The following is a 25506-nucleotide window of genomic DNA, read 5'->3' on the forward strand; positions in this document are numbered from 1 at the left end:
TCCCTGAAAACGGATCGGGCCATGACAACCAAATGGCCTCGCGGCGGGAGGGTCGCCAGCGAAGCAGCCAAAAAATCACGAAAAAGCGGCAATTACCTAAGTTCGCCAGGGATATTGGCGGCGAATCAGCGCTTCGCGCGCCAGGCGCCACGAAAAGCCCTGGACCGCGAGCGACCAGCCATAGGCGACGAGCGCGGCAAGCGGCGCGGCGAGCGGTTCGCCAAAGAGTGACCATTGCAGGAAGCGCATGGCGAAGGCGAGCGGCAGGCCGTAAAGCGCCAGCAGCCACAACGGCCGCCAGGTCAAAGCCACCGCGCGGCCGGCGGCGAAGGAGGCGAGGCCGCCGAGAACGATCGTGACGCCGAAGAAGACGCGCGGGTCGCCGATGACGAAGCTGGCGTTCAATGGCCGCCTCCTTCGAGATAGGCGGCGCGGATTTTCGGGTCGCGCAACAATTCCGTGCCCGAGCCCTGCATGGCGATGGCGCCATTGACCAGGACATAGCCGCGATGGGCGAGTTTCAGCGCGTGATGGGCGTCCTGCTCGACGAGAAAGACGGAAATGCCCTCTTCCTGGTTCAACCGCCGGACCACGTCGAAAATCTGGCGGCAGATCAGCGGCGCGAGCCCGAGCGAAGGCTCGTCGAGCAGCAGCAGCTTGGGCCGGCTCATCAGGGCGCGTGCGATGGCCAGCATCTGCTGCTCGCCACCGGAAAGCGTGCCGCCGCGCTGGCCGGCGCGCTCTTTCAGCCGCGGGAAAATGGCGTAAACCCGTTCGAGATTTTCGGCGAAGCGATCGAACTTCGTCACCGACGCGCCCATCTGGAGATTTTCGAAAACCGTCATGCGCGAAAAGATGCGCCGGCCTTCCGGCGATTGCGCGATCGACAGCCGCGCGATCTCATGGGTCGGCAGGTCGGTGATGTCCTGGCCGTCATACAGGATTTTGCCGCTGCGCAGGCGCGGCGCGCCGAATACGCTCATCATCAGGGTCGATTTGCCCGCGCCATTGGCGCCGATCAGGGCGACGATCTCGCCTTTGTTGACGTCGAGATCGACGCCCTTGAGCGCCTGAACCGCGCCATAGAAGGCGGCGGCGCCGCGAATGGAGAGCAGGGCGCTCATTGGTCCGCCCCGCGTTCCAGCGCGTGCTCCGCCGTTTCGGCTTCCTCTTCGGCGACGCCGAGATAGGCGGCGATCACCGCCGGGTCTTCGCGTATTTCGGCCGGCGAGCCGTCGGCGATTTTCTGGCCGTAGTCGAGCACGACGATATGGTCGGAAATCGCCATGACCACCGCCATGTCATGTTCGATCAGAAGAAGAGAAACACCGTCCAAATCGCGAATTTCACGTAATAGTTTTGCTAATTCTGCGGATTCGTGGCCGTTGAGGCCGGCGGCCGGCTCGTCGAGGCACAAAAGATAGGGGTCCGTGCACATGGCGCGGGCGATTTCCAGCCGACGCTGGTCGCCATAGGGCAATTCGCCGGCCGGATCGTTGGCGCGGGCGCGCAAGCCGATCCGCTCCAGCCAGTCTTTCGCCTTGGCGACCGCCTTTTCTTCCGCGCGGCGGTAAATCGGAAGGCCCAGCAGGCCGAAGAACCCATAGCCCGACGCCGGCGTCAGCGCGACATGCTGGGCGATGATGAGATTTTCCAGCGCGCTCATGCCCGGGAAGAGGCGGATGTTCTGAAAAGTCCGCGCGACCCGCGCCTTTTTGGCGATCTCGTAATCGGGCATGCGCTCCAGCAGGAAAAGGTTCTCGCCGCCGCGCGAAAAACGCCGGGCCGAGGCGGTGAGCGCCTCGATGCGGTCGTCCCACAGCGGGCCCTTCGGGGAAAAGGCGATGCGCCCGGCCGTCGGCTTGTAGAAGCCGGTCAGGCAGTTGAACAAGGTGGTCTTGCCGGCGCCATTGGGGCCGATCAGCGCGGTGATGTCGCCGCGCCCGACCGCGAAGGACACGTCATTGACCGCGACGAGGCCGCCGAAGCGCATGGTCAGCGAATCGACCCGCAGCAGTGGATCGGCGATCCAGCGCGACGCGGTCACTCCGCCGCCTCCGCGACCGGGAGGAGCTTGATGGTGGGCTCGCGCGCGGAAACAATGCCGCGCGGGCGGAAATTCATCATCGCCACCATGGCGAGGCCGACCAGCAGCATGCGATATTGCGCCGGGTCGAAATCCGGTCCGAAGACCATTTTCAGGAAATTGAGCTGGCGCAGCAGCTCCGACGCGCCGACGATCAGCACGGCGGCGAGCGCCACGCCCCATTGCGAGCCGCGCCCGCCCAGCACGACGATGGCGAGGATGGTCGCGCTCTCGTTGAAGGTGAAGCTCGAAGGCGACACCACGCCCTGCCGGAGCGCGAACAGGCAGCCGGCGATTCCCGCGAAAAAGGCGCCGAGCGCAAAGGCGGTGAGTTTGATATTGGCGGTGTCGAGGCCGAGCGCCCGGCAGGCGATCTCATCCTCGCGCAGGGCCTCCCAGGCGCGACCGAGCGGCAGGCGGCGCAGGCGAATCGAGACGACATTGGCGAGCAAAGCCAGCGCCAGCACCACGAAATAAAGGAAGATCAGCTTGTGGACGGCGGCGAAATGCAGGCCGAAATGGGCGTCGAAGCCGCGCGGGCCGGGGATGAAGGGCAGGCCGAAAAAGGTGATGTGGGGGAAGTTGAACAGGCCCTGTTCGCCATGGGTCACCACGTCCCAGTTGATCAGCACCATGCGGACGATCTCGGCGAAGGCCAAAGTGACGATGGCGAGATAGTCGCCGCGCAGGCGCAGGATCGGGAAGCCGATACAGACCCCCCACAGCGCCGCGAGCATGCCGCAGACGGGGAGCAGGGACCAGAACGATAGGCCGGTGAGCGGGGCAAGCAGGGCATAGGCATAGGCCCCGACGGCGTAGAAGGCGGCATAGCCGAGATCGAGCAGGCCGGCGAGGCCGACGGTGATGTTCAGGCCCCAGCCGAGCAGGACATAAAGCAAAATCTGGACGCCGAACGTGTCCACCCATTTCAGCGCCGGGCGAGGCCCGAGCAGGGCTGTCACCGCCAGCGGATAGGCGATCAGCGCCGCCACGCCGAGCCAGGCGAGCCACGGCCTTTTCACCGCCGGTTTCGCCGCCGCGACTTCCGCTTTCAGGGTCCTCGGCCGCCCGTTCCATAGGGTGAGCACGAAGCGCAGGGCGAAGCCGAGCGCGCAGAAAGTGAAATAGAGGGGCCAGCGCGCGCGCAGAGTCAGCACATTGTTGAAATCGGGCGCGGCGCGGTAGGCGAGGATGGGGAAGCCGAGGACCGCCACCACCAGCGCCGCGACGCTCGCTTCCCGGAAGGCGCGGGAGAGGAGGGACGGCTGCGCGCTCAAACGTCAGACCTTTTCGACGTCGGGCCGCCCGAGCAGGCCGGAGGGCATGAAGATGAGGGTGACGGCGAGGATGGAAAAGGCGGCGACGTCCTTGTAGTCGCTGGAAAAATACTGGCCCCACAAGGTTTCGATCAGGCCGATGGCGAGCCCGCCGAGGACCGCGCCGGGCAGCGATCCGATGCCGCCAAGGACAGCCGCGGTAAAAGCCTTCACGCCGGGGACGAAGCCGTCGGTGGATTTGACCACGCCATATTGCAGCAGGAACAGGAATCCGGCGACCGCCGCCAGCGCCGCCCCGATCACGAAGGTCAAGGCGATGGTGCGATCGACGTCCACGCCGAGCAAAGCGGCCATTTTGGCGTCCTGCTCGCAGGCGCGCTGCGCCCGCCCGAGCGGCGTCTTCTGCACCACGAACCAGAAGGCGGCGAGCAGGACCGCCGTGACCGTGACGATCAATATCTGCTTGTAGGAGAGCGTCACGTCATAGGAATTGTCGTGGGTCAGCAGGATGACCTTTTCGAGCAGCGGCGGAATGGACTTGTTGTTCGGTCCCTGGGTGACGGTGACGAAATTGGAAAGGAAGGTGGACATGCCGATCGCCGAGATCAGCGGCGCCAGCCGGAACGAGCCGCGCAGGCGGCGATAGGCGACGCGCTCGATCACGAAATTCCACAAGGCGGTGATGCACATCGAGCCGAACAACACGAGGATGAAGAGGACGCCCGAGGGCAGGCCGGCGGATTTCATCAACAGCAGCAGCAGCAGCGCGATGAAGGCCGAGAGCATGAAGACGTCGCCATGGGCGAAATTCACCATGCCGATAATGCCATAGACCATCGTATAGCCGATGGCGATCAGCCCGTAGATCGAGCCGAGGGTGACGCCGTTGATGAGCTGTTGCAGAAAAACTTCCATTCGCGCCCCGGAATCGCCCGCCACTCATGTCACGCTAGCAAGGCCGGCGCCGGGTCGCAATATTTCGTCCTGACGCGGCGCGGCTCAGCGCGTGTTATGTGAGAGCTTCGCCAACGCCGGCCAGGGGAGCACGGCCCAATCCGGATTGTCGCAGGCCCGGGCGACGCCGGCGAAACGCGCGCCCAGCCACAGCCCCCAGCCACAGCCACTTGTCATTTGTCATCGAGCGACCAGGCCGGAAAGCTCCACACCTCGGGATCGGAATAATCGCGTATTGAGTGATCTGGGCGATCTTCGCAAGCCTGACGCCGGCGGCCGATGGCTTTTCCGGCGCCGGAACGGAACGCCCCATCGACCGGGCGGCTTTCCCGCGGCGCGCGGATAGTGCTAATCACGGCGGATGCTCGAAGGAAGTTTGATGCTCGATCCCAAGGCCTATCGCGACGCGATGAGCGAAATCGCCTCGCCTGTGCATATCATCGCCACCGACGGACCAGCGGGACTCGCCGGCATGACCGTGACCGCGCTTGCGTCCGTCACCGATCAGCCCGCGACTTTGCTGGTCTGCGTCAACCGCCAATCGCCCTCCGCGCCGCGCTTCCTCAAGAACAAGGCGTTCAGCGTGAATTCGCTTGGCGCCGCGGACCAGAAGCTCGCAGATATTTTCGCCGGCCGCACCGACGAGCATTTTGCCGAAAAATTCACCCATGGCTTATGGCGCAAGGGTGCGACCGGCGCGCCGCTGCTCGAAGGCGCGCTGGCCAATTTCGACTGCCGCCTGATTGAGGCGAAGGACGTCGGCACGCATCACATTCTGATCGGCGAGGTCGTGGCCGTCGCCCGCCGCGACGAAGGCGCGGGCCTGCTCTATCACCGCCGCGCCTACCGGCGCAGCGACGACGAACTGTGAAAGAGAAGAACGGGTTAACCTTTCCACCTGTTGACTCTAATCCTTTAGCTTCGAGCAATTCGGCGCGCGTTAGCCTCTGGACATGACGGAGAGGCCGACCATGAGACAAGCAAGCGCCGCGAAAATTACCCTTTATGGCGTGGAGGCGCTGGATGAGCGCCGCGCCATGATTTCCTCGCTGGCCCAGGCCGGCCGAAATCTCGCCCCGGCCGAGGTGCGCCAGCTGCGCCGCGCCCTGTTCGAGGACGAGGGCGTGAGCCGCGACGAGGCTCAGGCCCTGTTCGACCTCGACCGCGTCCAGGACGCGCCTTGCGCCGAATGGACCGAATTTTTCGTCGAATGCCTGACCGACCATGCGGTCTGGCAATGCCGGCCCACCGGAATCGTTTCGGACGGCGACGCCGAATGGCTCGTCCGGGAGGCGGACCGCTGCCGTCCGGTCACCGGCGTCGCTTTGCTCGCCAATGTGCTGGCCGAAGCCCATCGCGCGCCGCCCTGGCTGGTCGCCGCCGTCCGCGCCCGCGTCCAGATGCCCGAAATTCAGGCGGAGCTCGCCCGGGAGGCCTGAAAAAGTCAAGCCGCTCCTAGTCCTTTGGCTGCTGGACGAGGGCGGCGACTTCCCATAAAAGCGGTTCGATCCAATCGTCAGCATGGGCCTTGCCGCCGCAAGGCCGGGTTCGTTCCGCTCCGGGGCCTGAATGTTCAAGAAAATTTTGATCGCCAATCGTGGCGAAATCGCCTGCCGCGTCATCAAGACCGCGCGGCGGATGGGCATCAAGACGGTCGCCGTCTATTCCGACGCCGACAAGGACGCCCTCCACGTCGAAATGGCCGATGAAGGCGTCCATATCGGCGCGCCCCCCGCCGCGGAATCCTATCTGATCATCGAGAAAATCATCGACGCCTGCAAGAAGACCGGCGCCGAGGCCGTCCATCCCGGCTATGGTTTCCTCTCCGAGCGCGCCGCCTTCGCCGAGGCTCTCAAAAGCAACAATATCGTCTTCATCGGCCCCAATGTCGGGGCGATCGAGGCGATGGGCGACAAGATTGAATCGAAGAAATTCGCCAACGCCGCCAAGGTCAGCACCGTGCCCGGCTTCCTCGGCGTGATCGAAACGCCCGAGGAGGCGGTGAAGATCGCCGACGGCATCGGCTATCCGGTGATTTTGAAAGCCTCGGCCGGCGGCGGCGGCAAGGGCATGCGCATCGCCCAAACCCGCGAGGAAGTGGCCGAAGGTTTTGCCCGCGCCAAATCGGAAGCCAAGAGCTCGTTTGGCGACGACCGCGTCTTCGTCGAAAAATTCATCGTCAATCCGCGCCATATCGAAATCCAGGTGCTGGGCGACAAGCACGGCAATGTCATCTATCTCGGCGAGCGCGAATGTTCGATTCAGCGCCGCAACCAGAAGGTGATCGAGGAGGCGCCGTCGCCGCTGCTCGACGAGGAGACCCGCCGCAAGATGGGCGAGCAGGCGATAGCGCTCGCCAAGGCGGTCAATTACGATTCCGCCGGCACGGTCGAATTCGTCGCCGGGCAGGACAAGAGCTTCTACTTCCTCGAAATGAACACCCGCCTGCAGGTCGAGCATCCGGTGACCGAGTTGGTCACCGGCGTCGATCTAGTCGAGCAGATGATCCGCGTCGCCGCCGGCGAGCCGCTCGCGATCAAGCAGAGCGACGTTCATCTGAAGGGCTGGGCGGTCGAGAGCCGCATCTACGCCGAGGACCCGACCCGCAACTTCCTGCCGTCCACCGGGCGGCTGGTCAAATATCGTCCGCCGGACGAGGGCCGCGCGGAAGGCGTCACCGTGCGCAACGACACCGGCGTCTATGAAGGCGGCGAAATCTCGATCTATTACGATCCGATGATCGCCAAGCTCGTGACCCACGCCGGCGACCGCCTCACCGCGATCGACGCGCAGTCGCGCGCGCTCGACGGCTTCGTCATCGACGGCATCCGCCACAACATCCCCTTCCTGTCGTCGCTGATGCAGCACGAGCGCTGGCGTTCGGGCCATATATCGACCGGCTTCATCGCCGAGGAATATCCCGACGGTTTCTCTCCTCTGAAGCCGAAGGGCGAGATCGCCCATCGCATGGCGGCGGTCGCGGCCTTCGTCGACAACCTTTACAACGAGCGCAAGCGCCAGATTTCCGGCCAGATGCAGACGCAGAAGCCGGTGAAATTCAAGACCGAGCGCACGGTGACCCTAGACAAGGATCATTACGACATCGAGATCGACGCGGGCGAAGGCGCGCTTCTCGTGCGTTTCGCCGAGGGCGGCCACGCCCATCGGCTGGAATCCGACTGGGTTCCGGGCGAGCCGGTCTGGAACGGCCTGATCGACGGGGAAAAAACTGCGGTCCAGGTCCGTCCGATCCTCAACGGCTTCGACATCGCCCATGCCGGCGTGAGCGTCGAGGCCCGCGTCTTCACCCGCCGCGAGGCGGAATTCTATGCGATCATGCCGGAGAAGACGGTCGCTGACACTTCCAAGGTGCTGCTCTGTCCGATGCCGGGCCTCGTCAAGGCGATTTACGTCAAGGAAGGCCAGGAGCTGAAGGCCGGCGACCCGCTCGCCATGGTCGAGGCGATGAAGATGGAGAACGTGCTGCGCGCCGAGCGCGACGTGACCGTCAAGGCGCTGAAATGCAAGGAAGGCGATTCGCTCGCCGTCGATGCGGTGATCATGGAATTCGCCTGAGCGTCGGCTGAATCGAAACTCCCGGCGGGAAGGCCGGGAGTCTTGATGCGGAAAGGCTCAGGAAATCAGATGCGCTTCCAGCTTTCGGAATCGCACATCGATTCGCCGACGGCGCAGCCCTTGATGGTCAGGCCGCCGCCGGAAACGGTGACGGTGCCGTTGAAGGTCATCATGCCGGGCATGGAGGGGTGCTTCATGTCCGAGCCTTTCCAGATCGAGCCGCCGACATGGCTCATGCCATGGCACATTTCGAAACCCGCCTGGCGGCCGGAGACGATCTTGCAGTAAAGCTTGCCGCCGACGACCGACACCTTGACCTTGTCGCCATTCGGCCGCGCATAAGAGCCGGCGACGTCGCCCGCCGCGGCCTGGCCGATCATTCCGGCGGTGAATGCAATGGCGACAGCCCATTTTGCAAATTTCATTTGTTTCCTCCCGTTTCGGCTTTTATGTGCCGGTTCGGCGCAATTTCCGCGCCCGAGCGATCATCACATTCAAATACGTCAATATCAATATGGGTAAGGCGCTCCCATGCCGTTGAATTTCGCCTATGGCTCCAACATGGACGCCGCCGCCATGGCGCGGCGCTGCCCCGGCGCGCGTGCGCTCGGGCGGGCCTTCCTGCCGCGCCACCGCTTCGACCTGATGCCGGACGGCTTCGCCACCATCGTCCGCGACCCCGCCGCCATGGTCGCGGGGGTGCTGTGGGAACTGGGTTTCGGCGATCTCGCCGCGCTTGACCGCTATGAGGGGGTGGCGCAGGGCGCCTATCTCAAGATTTCGCAGCCGATCCTGCGCGAGGGCGCTTCGCCGATCCGCGCCCTGGTCTATATCGGCGCCCCGGGCAAGAGCCTTGGCCGTGCGCCAGCCGATTACATGCGGCAGATCGTCGTGGCCGCCCGCGCCCAGGGCCTTTCGAGCGATTATGTCGATTACCTGCGCCGCGTCGGCGGCGAGGACGTCCCCGAGGCGCCGACGAAATTTCGCGCCATCAAGAATCTTTCTTTCCTGTGAGCCCCGGATGACCGAACAGCCGCTGATTTTCCGCAACATCGCCGTGATGCGCCGCGCCGTCGCGCAATGGCGCGCCGCGGGCGAGGCCGTCGCCCTGATCCCTACTATGGGCGCGCTCCACGCCGGCCATATTTCGCTGATCAAAGCCTCGCGCGAAAACGCCCGCCGCGCCATTGTGTCGATCTTCGTCAATCCGACCCAATTCGCGCCCAACGAGGATTTTTCCGCCTATCCGCGCACCTTCGAGGCCGATCTCGCCAAACTCGCGGAAGCGGGCTGCGACGGCTGTTTCGCCCCGATGGCTTCGGAAATGTATCCGGAGGGCTTCTCGACCAAAATCCTTCCCGGCGGCCCGGCGCTCGCCGGGCTGGAGGACAGGTTCCGGCCCGATCATTTCGCCGGCATGGCCCAGGTGGTCGCCAAATTGCTCAACCAGTCCCAGGCCGATTGCGCCTTTTTCGGCGAGAAGGATTTCCAGCAACTCGCGGTGATTCGCCGCATGGCCGCCGATCTCGACATTCCGACCGCAATTTTCGGCGTTCCGACCCTGCGCGAGCCGGACGGCCTGGCGATGTCGTCGCGCAATGTCTATCTGTCGGCGCAGGAGCGGGCGCAGGCCGTGACCCTTTCGCGCGTGCTGCGCGACAGCGCCAAGGCGATCAGGGCCGGCGCGCCGGTTGTTGACGTTGTCGCGCGGGCGGGCAGGGAGATCACGGCGGCCGGTTTCGCGCTCGATTATTTCGAGGCGCGCCAGGCACAAAGCCTTGCGCCGATCGCTGGGCTCGCCGAAGGGCCGATCCGGCTGCTGGTCGCGGCGCGGCTGGGCCGGACTCGGCTGATCGACAATTGGCCCGTTGAATAAAATTGCGCGAAAGAATTTTTCCTTTCGTTTGTGCTGCGGAAATCTTTTCCTTTTTGTTGCAAAATCTTTCGGAGAATTAATATTTTAGACGGCTTTGCCTTAGGGCTCTCTTGATTTTGTCGGGTCAGGCTGCGCTCCTCCCGTACGAATCTCGCATGAATCATGGGGAATTCGTATTCCGTCGGCGCGAAAATCCGTTCGCGATTTCAATGATCTTCGCGCCTGCGCGACTTTGCGGATTGCGCAGCAATCTCGCGGAAGCCGTATCAACTGGCGAGGATGGGTCATGACCGACCGTTTTCTTTGGCTGTTGTTTTCGTTTGAAGGGCGCATTAACCGCGCGACTTTCGCGAAGATTTTTTTCGCTCAGTTCGTCCTGGGTGCGGTCTTCCAGTTTTTTGTCCTAAATCGCTATATGGTTCCGACGCTTGACGCGGCGACGCACAAGATCCGGATGGCGCTCCACGCGCCGCCGCAGGTCGCCGCCGTGCTGTGCTTTCTTGCCATCGTGTCCTGCTGGGTTTCGTTCGCGAACTATATCAAGCGGCTGCATGATTTCGGCTGGAGCGGCTGGTGGCTCCTGGGGCCGGTGGGCTTGACGCTCGCGGGCCTGGTGGCCAGCCTGCCGTTTTTCCTGGTTCATCTCCGCGTCGTCGGCGCGCTTGTGCTTGGCGTCACGGTCAGCATGACAGTGATCGGCGGCCTGTTCCTTACGACGATGATGTTCTTCCGGCGTGGCGACACGGGCGAAAACGGCCATCCGCGGGCGCCTGGCTCACGCCTTCGCCCGCGCTTCGACGTCGAGCCCGGGGCGGCGCATGCGGAGCCGTCGGAATTTCATCCCGAGCGTCCACCTGCTCAGGGCTTCGGCCGCCGCGGCGTCCGCGCCTGATTTCAGGCCGGCGCGATCGGCCCGAAAATCTCTTCGAAACTGCGCTGAAGCGCCACGTCCACGTCGTGCATGGTCACCGGCAGGCCGAGATCGACCAGGCTGGTGACGCCGAGATGAGGCTCGGCGATGCCGCAGGGCACGATGCCGGAAAAATGCGTCAGGTCCGGCTCGACATTGAGCGCGACGCCGTGGAACGACACCCAGCGCCGCATCCGCACGCCGATCGCCGCGATCTTGTCCTCGGCGATCTCGCCTTGCGGGCCGGGCGGCTTGTCCGGCCGCCGCACCCACACGCCGACCCGCCCATCGCGAATCTCGCCCTTGATATTGAAAAGCTCCAGCGCCGCGATGAGCCATTTTTCGAGCGCGCAGACATAAGCGCGCACGTCGCGCGAGCGGCGGTTGAGGTCGAGCATGACATAGGCCACCCTCTGGCCGGGACCATGATAAGTGAACTGGCCGCCGCGCCCCGTGGCGTGGATCGGGAATCGCGCGTCGAGCAGGTCTTCCGGCTGCGCCGAGGTTCCCGAAGTATAGAGCGGCGGGTGCTCGACCAGCCAGACCAGCTCGCGCGCCGCGCCTTCGGCGATGGCGCTGGCGCGCGCCTCCATTTCCGCGACCGCAAAGGCGTATTCGGTCAAGCCCCCGGAAACGCGCCATTCGACCGCCGGGGCGCCGGCCGCGGGAACGAAAGAGGCTGAGGGCTTTTCGCAAGTCTGGGTCATGGCGGCGTCATCTTCCTCTCCCGCATGGCCCGTCGAAAGACGGGCGTCCCCACGGACGCCCTGTGCGGGGAGAGGGCTGGGGCGAGGGGTTGGGGCAAAGGCTTTAAAGCCGCTTTTTCAAATGCGATCAACTTTGACGCCAACCGCCCGGCCACTCGCCGCGCCAAGGGATATGTGGCGGATGTTTTCGCTGCTTACGTGGTCTGCTTTTGCCGCCGCGGCGCGGCGCCCAGCGTCGAGCGGAAAAAATGCAAAATCGCATTGCGATAGCCGTCCGTCGTCACATGCGAGGTCTCATCATGGTCCAGGCCTTCCAGAATCAGCAGTTCTTTCGGCCCCGGCGCCGCATCGTACATTTCGCGCGTTTCCTCGGGCGGTGTGAAGCGGTCGGCGCCGCCGCCGACAATGAGGACGGGCCGATTGAATCGCGCCAGGGCCTCGATCGGCGCGAGCCGTTCCGGGCGAACGCCGAAACGCCAGATCGATTGATAGGACAGCAAAGGTTCGAGCAGAACGGCGACCGGCCGGGACAGGAATGCGGCGACGCGATTGCGCGCGGCGCGCCTTATATCGGGATAGACCGCCTGGAGGGCGAGCGCGTCGCAGGGCAGAGGCCCCTCGGGGCCGAGCAGGGCGGCCGCGCCGCCGAGTGAGACGCCGAGCACGCCGATCGGGGCGCGTCGTTGCTCGCGCCGCAGCCAGTCGAAAGCGGCGCGCGCGTCGAGCGCCTCGCTCCAGCCGAAGGAATGGGGCGCGGCGCCGGAGCGCCCATGCCCGCGAAAGTCGATCGCCATCACGGCAAAACCCTCATCCGTCAGCCAGCGCGCGTGGTCGACGAAATCGGCTCGCGAGTCGTAGAGGCCATGCAGCAGCAGGACGGCGGGCGCGCCGGCCTCGGCGCCGGGCCAGAAAGTCGTGGCGATCGCCGTTCCGTCGGTGGCCCGCAGCAACAGGTCGCGTGCCGGCGCGCCGGGCTGGAGATCGGGCGGCTTTCGCCGCAGGCGGACCGTGATTTCGCCTGCGAACCAGCTTCCGGCGAGGAGGAGGGCGGCGGCTCCGGCGAGGGTGGCGATCATGTTTCTTCTCCGGCGGCGGTCGCGGATGAAAAAAGGTGGCGAACAGCTTGCAACGCGAGAACCGATTTGTTAGACGACGCGCCTACCGATTGCTCGGGCCCACGGCCCGATAATCTTGCGGCCATGGCGGAACTGGTAGACGCGCTAGCTTGAGGTGCTAGTCCTTTAACGGGGGTGGAGGTTCGAGTCCTCTTGGCCGCACCAAGCCTAACGAAGGCTTGGATTTTTCCTCTCACATTCGAGGCGCCGGATCCTTCTGCTCCTGGAGCGGAAGGCCGACCTTGGGCGAGGCCGTCTTCGGCCCCCTGATCCCCATTTTCTTCAAAGTCGCCTCGGTTTCGGATTTCCAGCCGGCCGGCGCCTGTTTCTGCGACGGCGGCGCGTCGCCGGGGACGATCTGGACGAGCTGAAAGCCTTCGGCTTTCAGCTCGGCGAGAAAGGCGGGCAGCATTTCCGCCGTCTGCTTCTTGGTGTCGTGAAGCAGGACGATCCCGCTTTTGGCGCGGCGCAGCCGGCCCATGAGCAGCTCCAGTTCTTCCTTCGGCGTCATGACGTTCCAGTCCGAGGCCCAGAGATCGGCGCCGAACACCGGCATTTTCCTCTGATCGAGCGCGGCGAGGAGAGCGGGCGAATCGGCGAAGCCTGGGAAGCGGAAAAACTTCGACGCATTGCCGCTGGAGGCCTTGTCCACGGCGGCGGCGCCGGCGTCGATATCGGCCGTGGCCTTGTCGAAGGGCAGGCTGCGGAGCATCGAATGGGTGTTGGAATGGCTCCCCACCGTGTCGCCATCCGCGATCTCGCGGCGCACGATCTGCGGCATGGCGGCGGCGTTGCGGCCGATCAGGAAGAAGGTCGCCCTGGCGCATTGCGCCTCCAGCGCTTCGAGCACGCGGCGGGTGGTCGGGGCGGGGCCGTCGTCGAAGGTCAGGACGACCTCGTGATCCTTGAGGTCGAGCGTCTGCGGATAGGTTTTGAGGCCAAGATGGGCGGGCGCGCCGACCGCGATGGTTCGCGACACCCCGAGCGTCCGGGGACCGCAGGATTCGGCCCGCGCCGCGCCGCACAGGGCGAAGGTCAGGGCCGCCGCGATTAATTCTCTTTTTACCCACATTTTCAAAATGCCTCTGCGCGAGAACCGGCCCCCGAGCCCGCCCGGCGGCCGGACGGCGCCGCAGCGCGCCCGTGGAATCGCAGGAAAAACGGGGCTTGCCTATGGTCCGCTCTTGTCAAAATCGTGAATTGCGGTTCAACTCTGTCATCACCGAGGCGTGATGTGGATTAAGGACTCGTTACCCCAATCGAGGTAATCTGCCCGCATGTGTGGTTTTTCCTTGAAAATCATCGCGCGTCTGGCGCTCCCAGGCCTTCTCCTCACGCTCTCCGCATGTGGAGAGGGACCGTCCGCCTTTCCGGAGCGGCCGCTGGTCGGCGCCCGGGCGGGCCATTACAAAGAGACCGAGGCGACCAAGCTCGCCCGGCATTTTACCGTCCATGGCGTCGACGTGTCCAAATATCAGGGCAATGTCGATTGGGACGCGGTGCATGACGGCGGCGTGCAGTTCGCCTATATCAAGGCGACCGAAGGCGGCGACCGCATCGATCCGAAATTCGTCCAGAACTGGCAGGGCGCCAAGGCCGCTGGCCTGCCGCGCGGCGCTTATCATTTCGTCTATTGGTGCCGACCGTGGCAGGATAATATGGCCTGGTTCGAGCGGAACGTTCCTCCCGACCCGACCGCTTTGCCGCCGGTGCTCGACGTCGAGGCGACGCCCGATTCGCCGACCTGCCGGCGCCGTCTCGAACGCGATTCCACTTTGCACGAAATCCGCGCCATGCTGGCCGAGATGGAGCGCTATTACGGCAAGAAGCCGATCGTCTACACCACGGTCGATTTCTACCAGTCGATCATCCAGGGCTCGCTGACCGATTATCCGATCTGGATTCGCTCGACCAAGCACCGCCCCTCGGCGAGATATGGCGATCGCGCCTGGCGCTTCTGGCAATATCAGTCCGACGCCTGGGTGCGGGGCATTCCGACGCGGGTGGATCGCAACGCCTTTTATGGCGACGAGCAGGACTGGCGGAGTTTCCTCAAGGCCAATGGCGTCGTGCGCAGGCAGTCGGCGTCGGAGTGACGCCGGGCCATTTCGTCAGGGCGCCGGGAACAGGGCGTTGGTCTTTCCGGTCAACCGATAGACCAGCAAACCAACCCATTCCCGCGCCGCCGTCTCGAAAATGACGACGGCGCGCGCGCCGTCGCCCGGCGGCCGGTTATCCCGGGCGTTGCCGAAAGTGCGGTAATCGACCGGGAAGGCTTCGGGGTCCATGCCCTGGGCGCGGAAGACGCCCATGGCGCGCGGCATGTGATAGGCCGAGGTCACCAGCAGCCATTTTTCGCCCTTTTGCGGGTTCACCAGCCTTTTGGTGAAGGCGGCGTTCTCGAAAGTGTTGCGCGAGCGATCCTCGAAACGCATCTGGCTTTCTGGAACGCCCAGTTCGCGCCACAGCCGGCGGGCGACATTCGCCTCTTTCGCCGAATTGTCGATCAGCGCGCTCGAACCGCCGGAAAAGACCAGCATCGCCTGGGGATAGAGGCGAGCCAGCGCGGCGCCTTCGGTCATGCGCTCGGCCGCCTCGTTCAGCGCGACCTGATTGCGGGCGAGCGTGAGCCCCTCGTCCACGGCGCCGCCGAGCACGATGATTCCCTTGGGCGGCGTCATGACCGCGGATCGTTCCGGGAAACGGTCCTCGAGCGGGCGGATCAGTAGGGCGCTGGCGGGCGAAAACACGATCAGCGCCAGGACGATGGCGGCGGCGAGCGCCAGCATCCGGCCGGGGCGCCAGCGCGGCGCTAAAATGAGCCCGGCAAGCAGCAGGATCAGCAGCAAATGCAGGGGCGAGGCGAGGAGCCAGAAGATTTTCGAGGCGACGAAAAACATTTCCCCTCCCTTGGCCAGGCCCGTCGCGCTCAATCCGCGCGCGGCAGGCCGACGCGATAGACGCCGCGAAAATCGTCCGGGTCGGCCGGCTTGCCCTTACGATAGATCACCAGCCGCCCGGCGCGGGCAAGGGCGATGGCGCGGGCGCGGACCTGGGTCAGGTGGCCGCGCCAGGCGAGGTCGTCCTGTTCGCGCGCACGGGCAAAAGCCTTGGCCGCGTCGGTCGGGCAGATCGACCTGGCAGGGCCGGCGTCGGCGCAGAGCGCGAGAATCGTCTGGGCGATGGGATCGTCGTCGAGCATGCGCGCTTGTCGGAAAAAGTCGAGGCCAGGTCAAGATTCGTGAAACCGCGCCTCGGTTTGAGCTCACGCCATGGGTCGACCTCGGCCCATCGATGATGGCCGACGAGGCCGAGCCGTGAAGGTCGAGGTCCACCAAGGAACCGTAAGCCCTGCAAGAGCTATTTTTCAGCAACGTAGAGACGACTTCCGTCGCGATAAGGCGACCCGTGTTGAACCTGTTGGCGCAGCGTGGCGGAAGACGGAGGATTGCGATAGTTTCGGTTCGGAAAGCCTTTTGTTCTCGAGACTGCAAAGTGACGAAGCCGCGGACGAGCCTGACCCACCCGCTTGAGATCGCGCAAGTGCGCGCCAGCCCCTCGCACGGCCGGATCGGGATTACCTTCTGCCCCGGCAAGCACGACAGGGCCGCGAGCACGGGGGCGTGGGCGCGGGACCTTTCGATGGATCTCGACGCCATCGCCGACTGGGGCGCGCGTCTGGTGCTGACGCTTAACGAGCCGGCCGAACTCGACGCGCTCCAAACGCCCCAACTCGGCGTGGAAGTCCTGAGTCGCGGACTCGATTGGCGACACCTGCCCATTGCCGATTATTCGGTCCCTGGCGAAGCGTTCGAGAGGCAATGGCGAACGCATGGCCGCGACATCCGTACGCTGCTTCGCCGCGGGGGCGATATAGTGGTGCATTGCAAAGGCGGACTTGGTCGGGCCGGCATGATAGCCGCCCGGCTGCTCGTCGAATTGGGCGTGAACCCCGAGGAGGCGATCAAGGAAGTCCGCCGCGCCCGCAAAGGCGCGATCGAGACGCCGGCGCAACTCGCACTGGTCCGACGGACGTCGCCCATCATCGACGTCGAAGCGATCGATACGGCGACCCTGCAAAACGTTGGCCGCCAGTTGGGAAGCAATCCCGGCGGCGTCTATCAGGACGAGAACGGTCGGCGCTTCTATGTGAAGACCCTCGAATCTGCGGCGCACGCGCGCAACGAAATCCTGGCGGCGAAGCTCTATCAATTAGCCGGCGCGCCGACGCTGACTTATGTGCGCGCGAAGGACTCCACTCAGGTCGCGACCGAATTCGTCGAACTCGAAAAGACGCATATCGCCAATTTCAACGGCGACGAGCTGAAACAGGCGCGGCGCTGGCTCGGAGTGCACGCATGGGCCGCCAATTGGGATGCCGCCGGCTTCCACGGCGATAATCAGGGCGTCGTGGCCGAAGTGGTGATGACGCTCGACCTCGGAGGGGCGCTGGAGTTTCGGGCGCAGGGGGATCCGAAGGGCAAGGCATTCGGCGCCTGCGTGCGCGAACTCGACACTTTGCGCTCGGACGAGGGTAACCCTCACGCGGTCAAGCTTTTCGCCGACATGAGCCCCGCCGAGATCAATGAGGCCATCGCGGCGGTGACGCGAATTCCGGAAACCGCGATACGCAGGGTCGTCGCCGAAAACGGCGGCGGCGAGGCGCTTGCCGAGAAGATGATCGCGCGCAAAGCCGATATGGCCAAACGCCCGGCTTGAATCTGCGAGCGCCTCCTCGCGCCGCGAACTTCATCACCCGGCGCGAGCCACGGGGTGAAGCGCCTTTGCTTCGAGCAAGATCAGATGGACGCGGGATAGCGCATCGCAGCGGCAACTGCCGGCGCCGGAGGCCTATATCATTCGCCATGCCCGCTTTGCGAGGCGGCCCCATGTTGACGCGCTGCGTTCCCTGCGGTCCAATCCCGGGCAGGGAGTCGCGTCATGCCGAGCAAGATTGGTTATGGTATTCAACAGATGCTGGCCGAGGCCAATGCGGCGGTGCGGACGCTGAAAGTGGCTGAGGCCCAGGACCTGCTTGGCCGCGACGACGTGCTTTTCGTCGACCTGCGCGACCCGCGCGAATTGGACCGCGAGGGCAGAATCACCGGCGCCTTCCATTGCCCGCGCGGGATGCTGGAATTCTGGATCGACCCGGCGAGCCCCTACGCCAAGCCGCAGTTCCAGGAGGACAAGACTTTCGTCTTCTTCTGCGCCGGCGGCCTGCGCTCGGCGCTCGCCGCACATCTGGCGCAGCGCATGGGCCTTGGCCCGGTCGCCCATATCGAGGGCGGCTTCGGCGCGTGGAAAAAGGCGGGCGCCCCACACGAGCCGCCGCGCGAGCCGGCGGCGAAGAAGTTCTGAGAAAGCCATGTCCCTTACCCTGTTCATCGGCAACAAGGCCTATTCGTCCTGGTCGCTGCGGCCCTGGCTCCTGATGCGCGCGCTCGACATTCCGTTTACGGAAGTGGTCACGCCGCTCTATGTCGACGGCTCGCGCGAACGAATGCTGCGGGAGGCGCCGACGGGAAAGGTTCCGGTGCTGCGCGCCGGCGATTTCGCGGTGTGGGACTCGCTCGCCATTGTCGAATATCTGGCCGAGGCTTTCCCCGACAAGAACATCTGGCCGCGCGGCAAGGAAAACCGCGCGCGGGCGCGCTCGCTATGCGCGGAAATGCATTCGGGCTTCCAGGCGCTGCGGCAGGCCTGCCCAACCAATTTCCGCCGTGCGCGCCGCGCCGCGCCCCTGGGCCTGGAGGAGGCGGCGCGCGCCGATCTCGCCCGGGTTCAGGCGATCTTTGCGCAAGCCGGGAAATCCTTTCTGTTCGGGGATTTTTGCGCCGCCGACGCTTTTTTCGCGCCCGTCGTCTCCCGGCTCGACACCTATGCGCTGGAGCTGGAACCGGCCGCGCGGGCCTATTGCGACAGGATTCTGGCCTTGCCGGCCTTTCGCCAATGGCGCGAGGACGCAAAGGCCGAGAGCTGGGTCATCGACAGGTGGGAAGACCTTTGATCCGCCGTCGCCAATCCGACCGCGACCATTTGGTGCGCATCGGCGACCGCGAGTTCCTGACCCGCGGCCTAGACCAGTCCTTCTGGACCGACGCCTTCCACAACAGCATGAGCGTGTCCTGGCCTTTGTTCTTCGGAGGCTTCGCGCTCTATTTCCTGACGATGAACCTGCTGTTCGCCTTCCTGTTCTGGCTCGGCGGCGATTGCATCGCCAATGCGCGGTCGGACTCATTCGTCGATCTTTTCTTCTTTTCGATCGAGACCCTGGCGACGGTCGGCTATGGCGACATGCACCCGCAGAATATCTACGGCCATTCGATCGCCACCATGGAAATCTTTACCGGCATGTCCACTCTCGCAGTGTTCACCGGCCTGATTTTCGCGCGCTTCTCGCGGCCCCGCGCGCGGGTGATTTTTGCCGATTCCATGACGTTCGCCCAGCATGACGGCCAGGCCACGCTGATGGCGCGGTTCGCCAACGCCCGCCGCAGCTCGGTCAATGAAGCGCGAGCGGAACTCTGGTTCGTCTATACCGACACCACCGCCGAGGGCGTCGGCTTCCGCCGGTTCCGCCATCTCGCCCTCAAACAGCCGCGCAATCCGATCTTCGTCTTTTCCTGGACCCTTTTTCATGAGGTGGACGAGAACAGCCCGATCTTCGGTCACGGCCGCGAACAGCTGGAGGCGATGGACGCCTATTTCATGGTCGTCTTCGTCGGCCTCGACGACGTTTCCGGCCAAAATGTCAATGTCCGCCAGGGCTATTCGTGGCGCGACGTCAAGTTCGGCGAGGTTTTTGCCGATATTCTCTCGGTCGGCGAAAACGGGGTGCCGCAGATCGACTATCGCCGATTGAGCGCCACCGAGCCGCAGGAGACAGATGGCGAAGATTGAAGCCGCCAGGGTAAATTTGCGCTATCGTCGCGCCCGGCATTTCGGGAGCGCCCATGACTCCGCATCAGATCGCGTTGATTCAGGAAAGTTTTGGCAGGGTCGCCCCGGTCGCGGACCGTGCGGCGCAAATGTTCTATCAGCGGCTGTTCGAGATCGCGCCGCAGGTCCGGCCTTTATTCAAGGGCGAGATCGACGCGCAGGGGCGCAAATTCATGGCGACACTGACCGTCACCTTGTCGGGCCTGGAGAATTTCGACCGGCTGAAGCCGGGTCTGGAGGCTCTCGCCCGCCAGCATCTCCGTTTCGGTGTGCGTCCAGAACATTTCGCGCCGCTCGGCGAGGCCCTGATCTGGACCCTGGCGGAGTCGCTCGGCGAGGATTTTTCGCCCGAGACGCGCGAGGCCTGGGAGGCCGCCTATGGAGAAATGGCCAAGGTCATGGCGGCGGTGGTCCTGGATGAGGCCTGACGAAAGGCCGCGGCGGGTCGGACGGGCCGCGCCGCCAGCGGTCTTTCGCCGTAACGGGGAGAATCGCGCATGAACGACGGCATCGGGCTCGACGCCTATCTGGCGCGGATTGGTCATGAGGGACCGCTTGCGCCGGATTTGGCGACGCTGGCCACGCTGCATGACGCCCATGTGCGGGCGATTCCCTTCGAGGCGATCGATCCGCTGCTCGGGAGGCCGGTGTCGCTCGATCTGCCGGTGATCCACGACAAGCTCGTCGCAGGCCGGCGCGGCGGCTATTGCTTCGAACAAAACCTCCTTTTCAAGGCCATATTGGAGCGTGTCGGGTTCAATGTCGTCGGACTCGCCGGGCGGGTGCGCTGGATGTCGCCGCCCGGCGCGCCGCTCGGTCCGCGCACGCATATGCTCCTTAAAGTCGATGCGCCCGAGGGTCCGCATCTCGCCGACGTCGGCTTTGGCGCCTGCCTGATCGACGCGCCGCTGCGCTTTGCGACCGGCGTCGAGCAGCGCACGACTATGGGGACCTTTCTGCTTCTTGAGTCCGAGGGGATATATGAATTGCGGGCGAAGCAGCCACAAGGCTGGCGCAGCATGTATGTCTTCACGCTTGAAGCGCAACTTCCCTCCGACTACATGCTGGGCAACTGGTTCACTTCGACGAGCCCGCTCGCGCCGTTCACGAAAAATCTGACAATGGAGCACATCGTCGGCGACCGACGCTGGAAGATCGTGAACCGCCGCCTCGTCACGGAGGCGCGCGACGGGGAGGTGGCGGTAGAGCGCGACATCGCCGACGCGGCGAGCCTTGCGGAGACCATGCGGACCCATTTCGGCATGGAGCCTCCGGCGCCGGCGGAGGAAATCCTTGCTCGGATCGGCGCCTAAGGCCCAGCGCCCCAGGCCGCCGAACGACGCTCAATGCAAGGACGCCGAAGCGCCGTTCAGATCAGCCCCAGTTCGGACAATTGGCGGCGTAACGCCTCCGGCATTTCGGCGAGGCCGCTCGATGTGGCGTCGAGATCGGGCGGGGCCTCGGCCGGCTCGAAATAACGCCAGCCTTGAAAAGCGCGATGGGGGCGCGGACGAAGCGCGACCACCTCGTCGTCGAGTTGCAAGGCGCAGCGTTTTATTCCGGCGGAATCGACGAAGGGCTCGATGCCGATCAGCTTCTGCCGAGCGCAGATCTGCCCCTTGATCACCCAATAGAGCGAGCCGCCGTCGAGCAATTCTTCGGCGCGTTTGGGAAACATGCGGGTGACATGGGCGTGGACGCCGGACTGGCGCTCGCGGCGCATCCGGGTCCAGGCGCGCAGGTCGGCGACCGAATCCGCGCCGACGCAGAGTTTGAGAAGATGGAGGGGCATGATTTGTTGTAGTCCGGCGCGGGCACGGCGCAAGCCCCGTCTTGCCTTTGCCGCCGCGTCATCCATCTTATCGGGAGCAGGGGGAGGATGAAGTGGGGAGCGAGGGCAGGAATCCGGTGACGCCGGCGGGCCGGGACGAAGTCGAGGCTTTCGCGGAGGCGATGCGGCAGGCTCCGGCGAAAGCGTCGGCGCAGCCGGCGTCGGGCCGCGGGCGGCTGGTCTTCGCGCTCGACGCCACCATGAGCCGCCAGCCGACCTGGGATCTGGCGCAGCAGGTTCAGGGGCAGATGTTCGCGGTCGCCGCCGCTTGCGGAGGTCTCGACATCCAGCTCGTCTATTTTCGCGGCCTGAACGAATGCCGCGCTTCGGGCTTCATGCGCGACGGCGCCGGGCTCGGCAGGGCCATGAGCAAGATTTCGGTGATGAGCGGCCAGACTCAGATCGGTCGCGTGCTGCGCCATATTCGCACGGAGCGGGGCGAGGCGCCGCTCGGCGCTTTCGTCTATGTCGGCGACAGCATGGAAGAGAAAGCCGACGATCTCGGCCGCATCGCCGGGGAGCTGGGCCTGCTCGGCGTCAAGGGTTTCTTTTTCCATGAGGGCGGCGACACCAAGGCGGCCGCCGTCTTCAAGGATCTGGCGCGGCTCAGCGGCGGCGCCTATGCCGTGTTCGATTCCCGCGCCCCCGGGCGCCTCGCCGCGCTGTTGCGGGCGGCGGCGGCCTATGCGGCGGGCGGTTACCAGGCCTTGCGCGACCGCGCCAACGCGGGCGAGGCCGAGGCGCGCCAGTTGCTGTCGCAAATGCGGTGATACGTATTCCGAATTCGGCATTCCTGTTCCTCCGGCGCGAAAATCCGCTCGCCGTTCAGGGGATTTTCGCGCCGTGGCCTTTCCGTGGATTGCGCAGCAATCTTGCGGAAACCGTATGATATGGAGACCTCATGCCTTTTCTGCTGATCGGGCTCTTGACGCTGATCGTCGGCGTTTATCTTCTGCGTGAACTCGGGCGCGCTTCACCCGCGCGGGTCGCGGCCAATGTCAGGACCGGCAGCGGCGTCCTCGCGGCGGCGGCGGCGCTGCTCGTGCTGCTGCGCGGCGGGCTGAGCCTCGCGCTGGGTTTGGGCGGGCTGTCGCTCTATCTGTTCTCACGGAACCGCTTTTCCTGGGACAAATTCTTCGCCCGCCGCAGCCCGGGGCGGGCGCGGTCGCAGATCCGCACCTTTTATCTGGAAATGATCCTCGACCACGCCAGCGGAATCGTTGACGGAACCGTGCTCGAAGGCGCTTTCGCCGGGATGAAGCTGAGCGCCATGTCGCGCGAGGAAATCCTGCGGCTGCGCGCGGATTGCGCCGCGCTCGATCCCGATTCGGCTCTATTGCTGGATAATTATCTCGACCGCCGCTTTCCCGGAGGGAGCGCGGCAGGCGAGCGTGACCCGAACGCGGGGCGGCGAGGGTCGGAGCGAAGCCGGAACGGCGAAATGAGCGAGCAGGAGGCTTATCAGACGCTGGGTCTTCGTCCGGGCGCGCGCGCCGAGGAGATCGTTCGGGCGCACCGGCGCCTCATGAAGGAACGCCATCCCGACCACGGGGGGACGACGGATGATGCGGCCCGCCTCAATCAGGCCAAGGATCGGCTGATGCGTCGTCAACACTGACAAGCTCCCCACAACTCAGAACACGCGACGAACTCATTTTCCGAAGATGCGGCGACGGAGCGCCGCGTCCCCGCTTAATTCCGGATGGCGAAACAGTGGAAGCCGGAATTCTTGAGGGCCTTGCAGGCGGCCTGGGCTTCGTCTTCCTCAAGGCCGGCGAAACGGGCGCGGTAGATCGTTCCGTGGCCCTTCTGGACCTTTTCCGTGAAAGGCTTGGCGGAGGCGAGCAGGGTGTGGCGCTTGGCCTTGGCCTTGTCGAGCAAAGCGGCGGCCTTGTCGGCGTCGTCGGTGGCGCCGATCTGGATCATCCAGCCGGACGCCGGCGGCTTGCCGGGCAGCGGCTTCGGGGCGGGGGCGTCATTCGCCTCGTCCTCGGCCTTGGCGGCGCGCTCGGCCTTGGCGGCGGCTTGGACCTTGGCGGCGGCTTGGGCCTCGCGCCGGGCCTCGCGCGTGGAGGTTCGCGATTGGACGCCGTCGTCCTCGGAACGGAAGCGGGTAGCGGCGCGCAGATTGATGCCCGGGGGGCCCACGATCCAGCGGCTCACCGGCGTCGGCGCGCTGGCGGCTTCGGCGGTGGTTGCGGCGCGCGCTTCCGCGTGGCGATGGGGAATCGAGGCGGTGTAAAGCCGCCCATCGCTGTTCTCGTGAAGATTTGCGGCCGGCGCCGACACGAAGGCGGGACGCGGGCGCGGGTTGGAATCGACCGGCGCCGCGGGCGCGGCGGCCTCTTCGCGCCGCGCGGGCTCCTCGTGTTCCGCGACGCGGGATTCGGCGCGCGGCGAGCCTCCTTTGTCGAGATATCTGTTGATCAGCGCCGCCATGTAATTGTCGCGCGAGCGCGCGGAGCGGCCGCCCATGACGACGGCGACGATCGAATGGCCGTCGTGTTTCACCGAGCTGAGCAGGTTGAAGCCCGAGGCCGCGGTATAGCCGGTCTTGATCCCGTCCATGCCGGCGACGCGATCCATCAGATGATTGTGGTTGCGGATGTGCTGGCCGTGATAGTCGAATTCGCGCAGCGAGAAGAAATGGTAATATTCCGGGAAGCGCGACTGGATCGCACGGCCGAGAATGGCGAGGTCATAGGCCGTGGTGAGCTGGGCGTTGTTGGGCAGGCCGGAGGCGTTGACGTAATAGGTGTGGGCCATGCCGAGCGCATGGGCCTTCGCCGTCATTTCCTCGGCGAAATGGTTCTCGGAGCCGCCGACATATTCGGCGACAGCGACGGCTATGTCGTTGGCCGATCTGGTGACGATGGCCTTGATCGCGTCCGAGACTCTTATCGTCGAGCCCGGGCGCAGGCCAAGCTTCGTCGGCGCCTGGGCCGCGGCATGGGCCGAAATCGGGATTTGGTCGTTGGGGGTGACGTGGCCTTTTTCCATCTGCTCGAACAGCAGGTAGAGCGTCATGACCTTGGTGATCGAGGCGGGATGGCGCGGCGCGTTTTCGTCTATTCCCCAGATGACGCGTCCGGTCGCGCCGTCCACGACAATGGCGGCGTTGGTCGAGATCGGCGCGGTCGCGCCGTGATGGCGCCTGTGGGCGGCGAAATGGGCGTGACCGTGGCCGCGATGGACGGCGCTCTGGTGATGGGCGTGACGATGATGATGATGATGACGCCGGGCTTGCGCCGGGGTCGTGAAAGCTCCGCCGATCAAGGCGGCTACGAGAGCGGAAATGGCCGCCTTGGCCAGGAAGCGATCGCGAATATTACGCTTGAACATACTTCAGTCCCGATGATCCCGATTGATCGGTTTCCGACGCGAAACGAGGCGTCGTGACGTGAACGTGACCAAACTTTAAGGGAACGCGGTTACCCGGCCGTTAAGGCGAAGATAAGGAAATGATCAAAAAAATGCTGCGATGCAACAAAAAGCGATTGACTTTTTGTGCGCTGCATATAAGTTACGGTCATGGGCGCCGAGAATAGCGTGTGCTCAGGGTTCAGGCCGACCAGCGGCCATCAGGATAGGTGTTAAAATGGCCATCAACTTCGAGGAATATCAGAAATTCGGCAAGGAGCATTTTGAGGCCGTTCAGGCCGCCGCGACCGAGGTCTCCAAGCAGCTCCAGGCGATCGCCGCGGAGACGACCGATTTTTCCAAGCGTTCGCTCGAGAGCGGCTCGGCCTTCGTCGAAAAGCTCCTTGGCGTGACCAAGTTCGACCAGGCCATCGCTCTGCAGCAGGACTACGCCAAGTCTTCCTATGAAGGCTTCGTCGCTGAAATGTCCAAGCTCGGCGAGATGTACGCCAGCGTCGCCAAGGAAGCGTTCAAGCCGGTCGAAGGCGCGATCGCCAAGGTCAAGACTTCGGCGAACTGAGTTAGCCGGGACTGCGCCGCTATCGTTTGAAATGCCCCGGGTCGGGCGTTTGCGTTCCGGGGTCGCGTTCGGGTTGCGTAGCGTAGCGTTCCCCGCGTCGAGTAGCGTTCCCCGTGTTGAAATAAGAAAGCCCATCCGCCCGGTCGGGCTTTTCTTTTTGGATTTGCTGTTCTCGCGGGAGGCGCCTCGCCTCTCGGCGCGCGACTCGGGCAAAAAGCCAAAATTTTGAGCGCAACTGGATGGGACTGCCGCGCAATTTGTGCGAAAATCGCTTTGCGCCGGCGTGAAAGCA

29 protein-coding genes and 1 tRNA gene are annotated in these 25506 nt (G+C 64.7%); 17 read left to right on the forward strand and 13 right to left on the reverse strand.

What is annotated here, in order from left to right; all coding sequences use genetic code 11:
- Positions 1–96 precede the first annotated feature (96 nt).
- From K2U94_RS09890 to K2U94_RS09910, 5 genes are read right to left on the reverse strand one after another with little or no spacing between them, the layout of a single operon-like run.
- On the reverse strand, positions 97–405 hold the full coding sequence (locus K2U94_RS09890; protein ID WP_243067050.1) for a DUF6867 family protein: 309 nt from the start codon (positions 403–405) through the stop codon (positions 97–99).
- Entirely contained in the window at positions 402–1124 is a 723-nt protein-coding gene (locus K2U94_RS09895) for an ABC transporter ATP-binding protein (protein WP_243067051.1), read from the reverse strand. The genes K2U94_RS09890 and K2U94_RS09895 overlap by 4 nt, the downstream gene beginning before the upstream one ends.
- Entirely contained in the window at positions 1121–1993 is an 873-nt protein-coding gene (locus K2U94_RS09900) for an ABC transporter ATP-binding protein (protein WP_243068844.1), read from the reverse strand. The genes K2U94_RS09895 and K2U94_RS09900 overlap by 4 nt, the downstream gene beginning before the upstream one ends.
- Positions 1994–2043: 50 nt before the next feature.
- A complete protein-coding gene (gene livM / locus K2U94_RS09905) occupies positions 2044–3363 on the reverse strand; it encodes a high-affinity branched-chain amino acid ABC transporter permease LivM (protein WP_243067052.1) in 1320 nt (439 codons plus the stop codon).
- Positions 3364–3366: 3 nt separating this feature from the next.
- Positions 3367–4278 carry a branched-chain amino acid ABC transporter permease gene (locus K2U94_RS09910; RefSeq protein WP_243067053.1) on the reverse strand — a complete coding sequence of 304 codons (912 nt, stop codon included), beginning with the start codon at positions 4276–4278 and terminating at the stop codon, positions 3367–3369.
- Between the two features lie 418 nt (positions 4279–4696).
- Here K2U94_RS09910 and K2U94_RS09915 point away from each other — a divergent pair, with 418 nt between their 5' ends.
- The 3 genes from K2U94_RS09915 to K2U94_RS09925 all read left to right on the forward strand — a co-directional run bounded on the left by K2U94_RS09915 (position 4697) and on the right by K2U94_RS09925 (position 7893).
- Positions 4697–5188, forward strand: a complete 492-nt coding sequence (locus tag K2U94_RS09915) for a flavin reductase family protein (RefSeq protein WP_243067054.1) — start codon at positions 4697–4699, stop codon at positions 5186–5188.
- Between the two features lie 100 nt (positions 5189–5288).
- Complete coding sequence (locus K2U94_RS09920; RefSeq protein ID WP_243067055.1) at positions 5289–5756, forward strand: hypothetical protein; 468 nt, start codon at positions 5289–5291, stop codon at positions 5754–5756.
- Positions 5757–5886: 130 nt separating this feature from the next.
- Positions 5887–7893: an acetyl-CoA carboxylase biotin carboxylase subunit gene (locus K2U94_RS09925; RefSeq protein ID WP_243067056.1), complete on the forward strand. Its 2007-nt coding sequence runs from the start codon at positions 5887–5889 to the stop codon at positions 7891–7893.
- 65 nt (positions 7894–7958) lie between these two features.
- Here the strand turns inward: K2U94_RS09925 and K2U94_RS09930 are convergent, their stop codons facing one another.
- On the reverse strand, positions 7959–8318 hold the full coding sequence (locus K2U94_RS09930; protein ID WP_243067057.1) for a DUF2147 domain-containing protein: 360 nt from the start codon (positions 8316–8318) through the stop codon (positions 7959–7961).
- 106 nt (positions 8319–8424) lie between these two features.
- Here K2U94_RS09930 and K2U94_RS09935 point away from each other — a divergent pair, with 106 nt between their 5' ends.
- The 3 genes from K2U94_RS09935 to K2U94_RS09945 all read left to right on the forward strand — a co-directional run bounded on the left by K2U94_RS09935 (position 8425) and on the right by K2U94_RS09945 (position 10661).
- A complete protein-coding gene (locus K2U94_RS09935) occupies positions 8425–8907 on the forward strand; it encodes a gamma-glutamylcyclotransferase family protein (RefSeq protein ID WP_243067058.1) in 483 nt (160 codons plus the stop codon).
- A gap of 7 nt (positions 8908–8914) precedes the next feature.
- Positions 8915–9769: a pantoate--beta-alanine ligase gene (panC, locus tag K2U94_RS09940; protein ID WP_243067059.1), complete on the forward strand. Its 855-nt coding sequence runs from the start codon at positions 8915–8917 to the stop codon at positions 9767–9769.
- Positions 9770–10055: 286 nt separating this feature from the next.
- Complete coding sequence (locus K2U94_RS09945) at positions 10056–10661, forward strand: DUF805 domain-containing protein (protein ID WP_243067060.1); 606 nt, start codon at positions 10056–10058, stop codon at positions 10659–10661.
- A 2-nt stretch (positions 10662–10663) separates the two neighbouring features.
- Here K2U94_RS09945 and lipB read toward each other — a convergent pair whose 3' ends face one another.
- A complete protein-coding gene (lipB, locus tag K2U94_RS09950) occupies positions 10664–11386 on the reverse strand; it encodes a lipoyl(octanoyl) transferase LipB (protein ID WP_243067061.1) in 723 nt (240 codons plus the stop codon).
- 194 nt (positions 11387–11580) lie between these two features.
- The gene (locus K2U94_RS09955; RefSeq protein WP_243067062.1) at positions 11581–12462 is read right to left on the reverse strand and encodes an alpha/beta hydrolase; all 882 of its coding nucleotides are present in this window, start codon (positions 12460–12462) and stop codon (positions 11581–11583) included.
- Positions 12463–12579: 117 nt separating this feature from the next.
- On the opposite strand from K2U94_RS09955, the gene K2U94_RS09960 reads away from it, so the two are divergent.
- A tRNA-Leu gene (locus K2U94_RS09960) sits at positions 12580–12666 on the forward strand.
- Positions 12667–12694: 28 nt separating this feature from the next.
- Here K2U94_RS09960 and K2U94_RS09965 read toward each other — a convergent pair.
- Positions 12695–13573: a polysaccharide deacetylase family protein gene (locus K2U94_RS09965; RefSeq protein ID WP_243067063.1), complete on the reverse strand. Its 879-nt coding sequence runs from the start codon at positions 13571–13573 to the stop codon at positions 12695–12697.
- Between the two features lie 205 nt (positions 13574–13778).
- Between K2U94_RS09965 and K2U94_RS09970 the strand changes: the two genes are divergently transcribed.
- Positions 13779–14597, forward strand: a complete 819-nt coding sequence (locus tag K2U94_RS09970; RefSeq protein ID WP_243067064.1) for a glycoside hydrolase family 25 protein — start codon at positions 13779–13781, stop codon at positions 14595–14597.
- Between the two features lie 15 nt (positions 14598–14612).
- Here K2U94_RS09970 and K2U94_RS09975 read toward each other — a convergent pair whose 3' ends face one another.
- Together K2U94_RS09975 and K2U94_RS09980 are read right to left on the reverse strand one after the other, a co-directional pair.
- A complete protein-coding gene (locus K2U94_RS09975; protein WP_243067065.1) occupies positions 14613–15401 on the reverse strand; it encodes a YdcF family protein in 789 nt (262 codons plus the stop codon).
- Between the two features lie 29 nt (positions 15402–15430).
- Complete coding sequence (locus tag K2U94_RS09980) at positions 15431–15703, reverse strand: DUF3253 domain-containing protein (RefSeq protein WP_243067066.1); 273 nt, start codon at positions 15701–15703, stop codon at positions 15431–15433.
- Between the two features lie 293 nt (positions 15704–15996).
- On the opposite strand from K2U94_RS09980, the gene K2U94_RS09985 reads away from it, so the two are divergent.
- From K2U94_RS09985 to K2U94_RS10010, 6 genes are all read left to right on the forward strand, one after another.
- Complete coding sequence (locus K2U94_RS09985; RefSeq protein ID WP_243067067.1) at positions 15997–17220, forward strand: cyclin-dependent kinase inhibitor 3 family protein; 1224 nt, start codon at positions 15997–15999, stop codon at positions 17218–17220.
- Positions 17221–17442: 222 nt separating this feature from the next.
- Positions 17443–17862 carry a rhodanese-like domain-containing protein gene (locus K2U94_RS09990; protein ID WP_243067068.1) on the forward strand — a complete coding sequence of 140 codons (420 nt, stop codon included), beginning with the start codon at positions 17443–17445 and terminating at the stop codon, positions 17860–17862.
- A gap of 7 nt (positions 17863–17869) precedes the next feature.
- Entirely contained in the window at positions 17870–18511 is a 642-nt protein-coding gene (locus tag K2U94_RS09995; protein WP_243067069.1) for a glutathione S-transferase family protein, read from the forward strand.
- Positions 18508–19404 carry an ion channel gene (locus K2U94_RS10000; RefSeq protein WP_243067070.1) on the forward strand — a complete coding sequence of 299 codons (897 nt, stop codon included), beginning with the start codon at positions 18508–18510 and terminating at the stop codon, positions 19402–19404. The genes K2U94_RS09995 and K2U94_RS10000 overlap by 4 nt, the downstream gene beginning before the upstream one ends.
- 53 nt (positions 19405–19457) lie before the next feature.
- Positions 19458–19871 carry a globin family protein gene (locus K2U94_RS10005; RefSeq protein ID WP_243067071.1) on the forward strand — a complete coding sequence of 138 codons (414 nt, stop codon included), beginning with the start codon at positions 19458–19460 and terminating at the stop codon, positions 19869–19871.
- A gap of 69 nt (positions 19872–19940) precedes the next feature.
- Positions 19941–20756 (forward strand): arylamine N-acetyltransferase family protein, encoded by an 816-nt coding sequence (locus K2U94_RS10010; protein ID WP_243067072.1) that lies wholly within the window; start codon positions 19941–19943, stop codon positions 20754–20756.
- Positions 20757–20812: 56 nt separating this feature from the next.
- Here the strand turns inward: K2U94_RS10010 and K2U94_RS10015 are convergent, their stop codons facing one another.
- A complete protein-coding gene (locus tag K2U94_RS10015) occupies positions 20813–21235 on the reverse strand; it encodes a DUF1489 family protein (RefSeq protein ID WP_243067073.1) in 423 nt (140 codons plus the stop codon).
- A gap of 92 nt (positions 21236–21327) precedes the next feature.
- On the opposite strand from K2U94_RS10015, the gene K2U94_RS10020 reads away from it, so the two are divergent.
- Positions 21328–22044, forward strand: a complete 717-nt coding sequence (locus tag K2U94_RS10020) for a VWA domain-containing protein (RefSeq protein ID WP_336606158.1) — start codon at positions 21328–21330, stop codon at positions 22042–22044.
- Positions 22045–22175: 131 nt separating this feature from the next.
- Positions 22176–22892 (forward strand): J domain-containing protein, encoded by a 717-nt coding sequence (locus K2U94_RS10025; protein ID WP_243067074.1) that lies wholly within the window; start codon positions 22176–22178, stop codon positions 22890–22892.
- Positions 22893–22966: 74 nt separating this feature from the next.
- Here the strand turns inward: K2U94_RS10025 and K2U94_RS10030 are convergent, their stop codons facing one another.
- The gene (locus K2U94_RS10030) at positions 22967–24616 is read right to left on the reverse strand and encodes a D-alanyl-D-alanine carboxypeptidase family protein (protein ID WP_243067075.1); all 1650 of its coding nucleotides are present in this window, start codon (positions 24614–24616) and stop codon (positions 22967–22969) included.
- Positions 24617–24872: 256 nt separating this feature from the next.
- On the opposite strand from K2U94_RS10030, the gene K2U94_RS10035 reads away from it, so the two are divergent.
- The gene (locus tag K2U94_RS10035) at positions 24873–25214 is read left to right on the forward strand and encodes a phasin family protein (RefSeq protein WP_243067076.1); all 342 of its coding nucleotides are present in this window, start codon (positions 24873–24875) and stop codon (positions 25212–25214) included.
- Positions 25215–25506: the final 292 nt, after the last annotated feature.

This window comes from Candidatus Rhodoblastus alkanivorans, assembly GCF_022760755.1.
Classification (GTDB): domain Bacteria; phylum Pseudomonadota; class Alphaproteobacteria; order Rhizobiales; family Beijerinckiaceae; genus Rhodoblastus; species Rhodoblastus alkanivorans.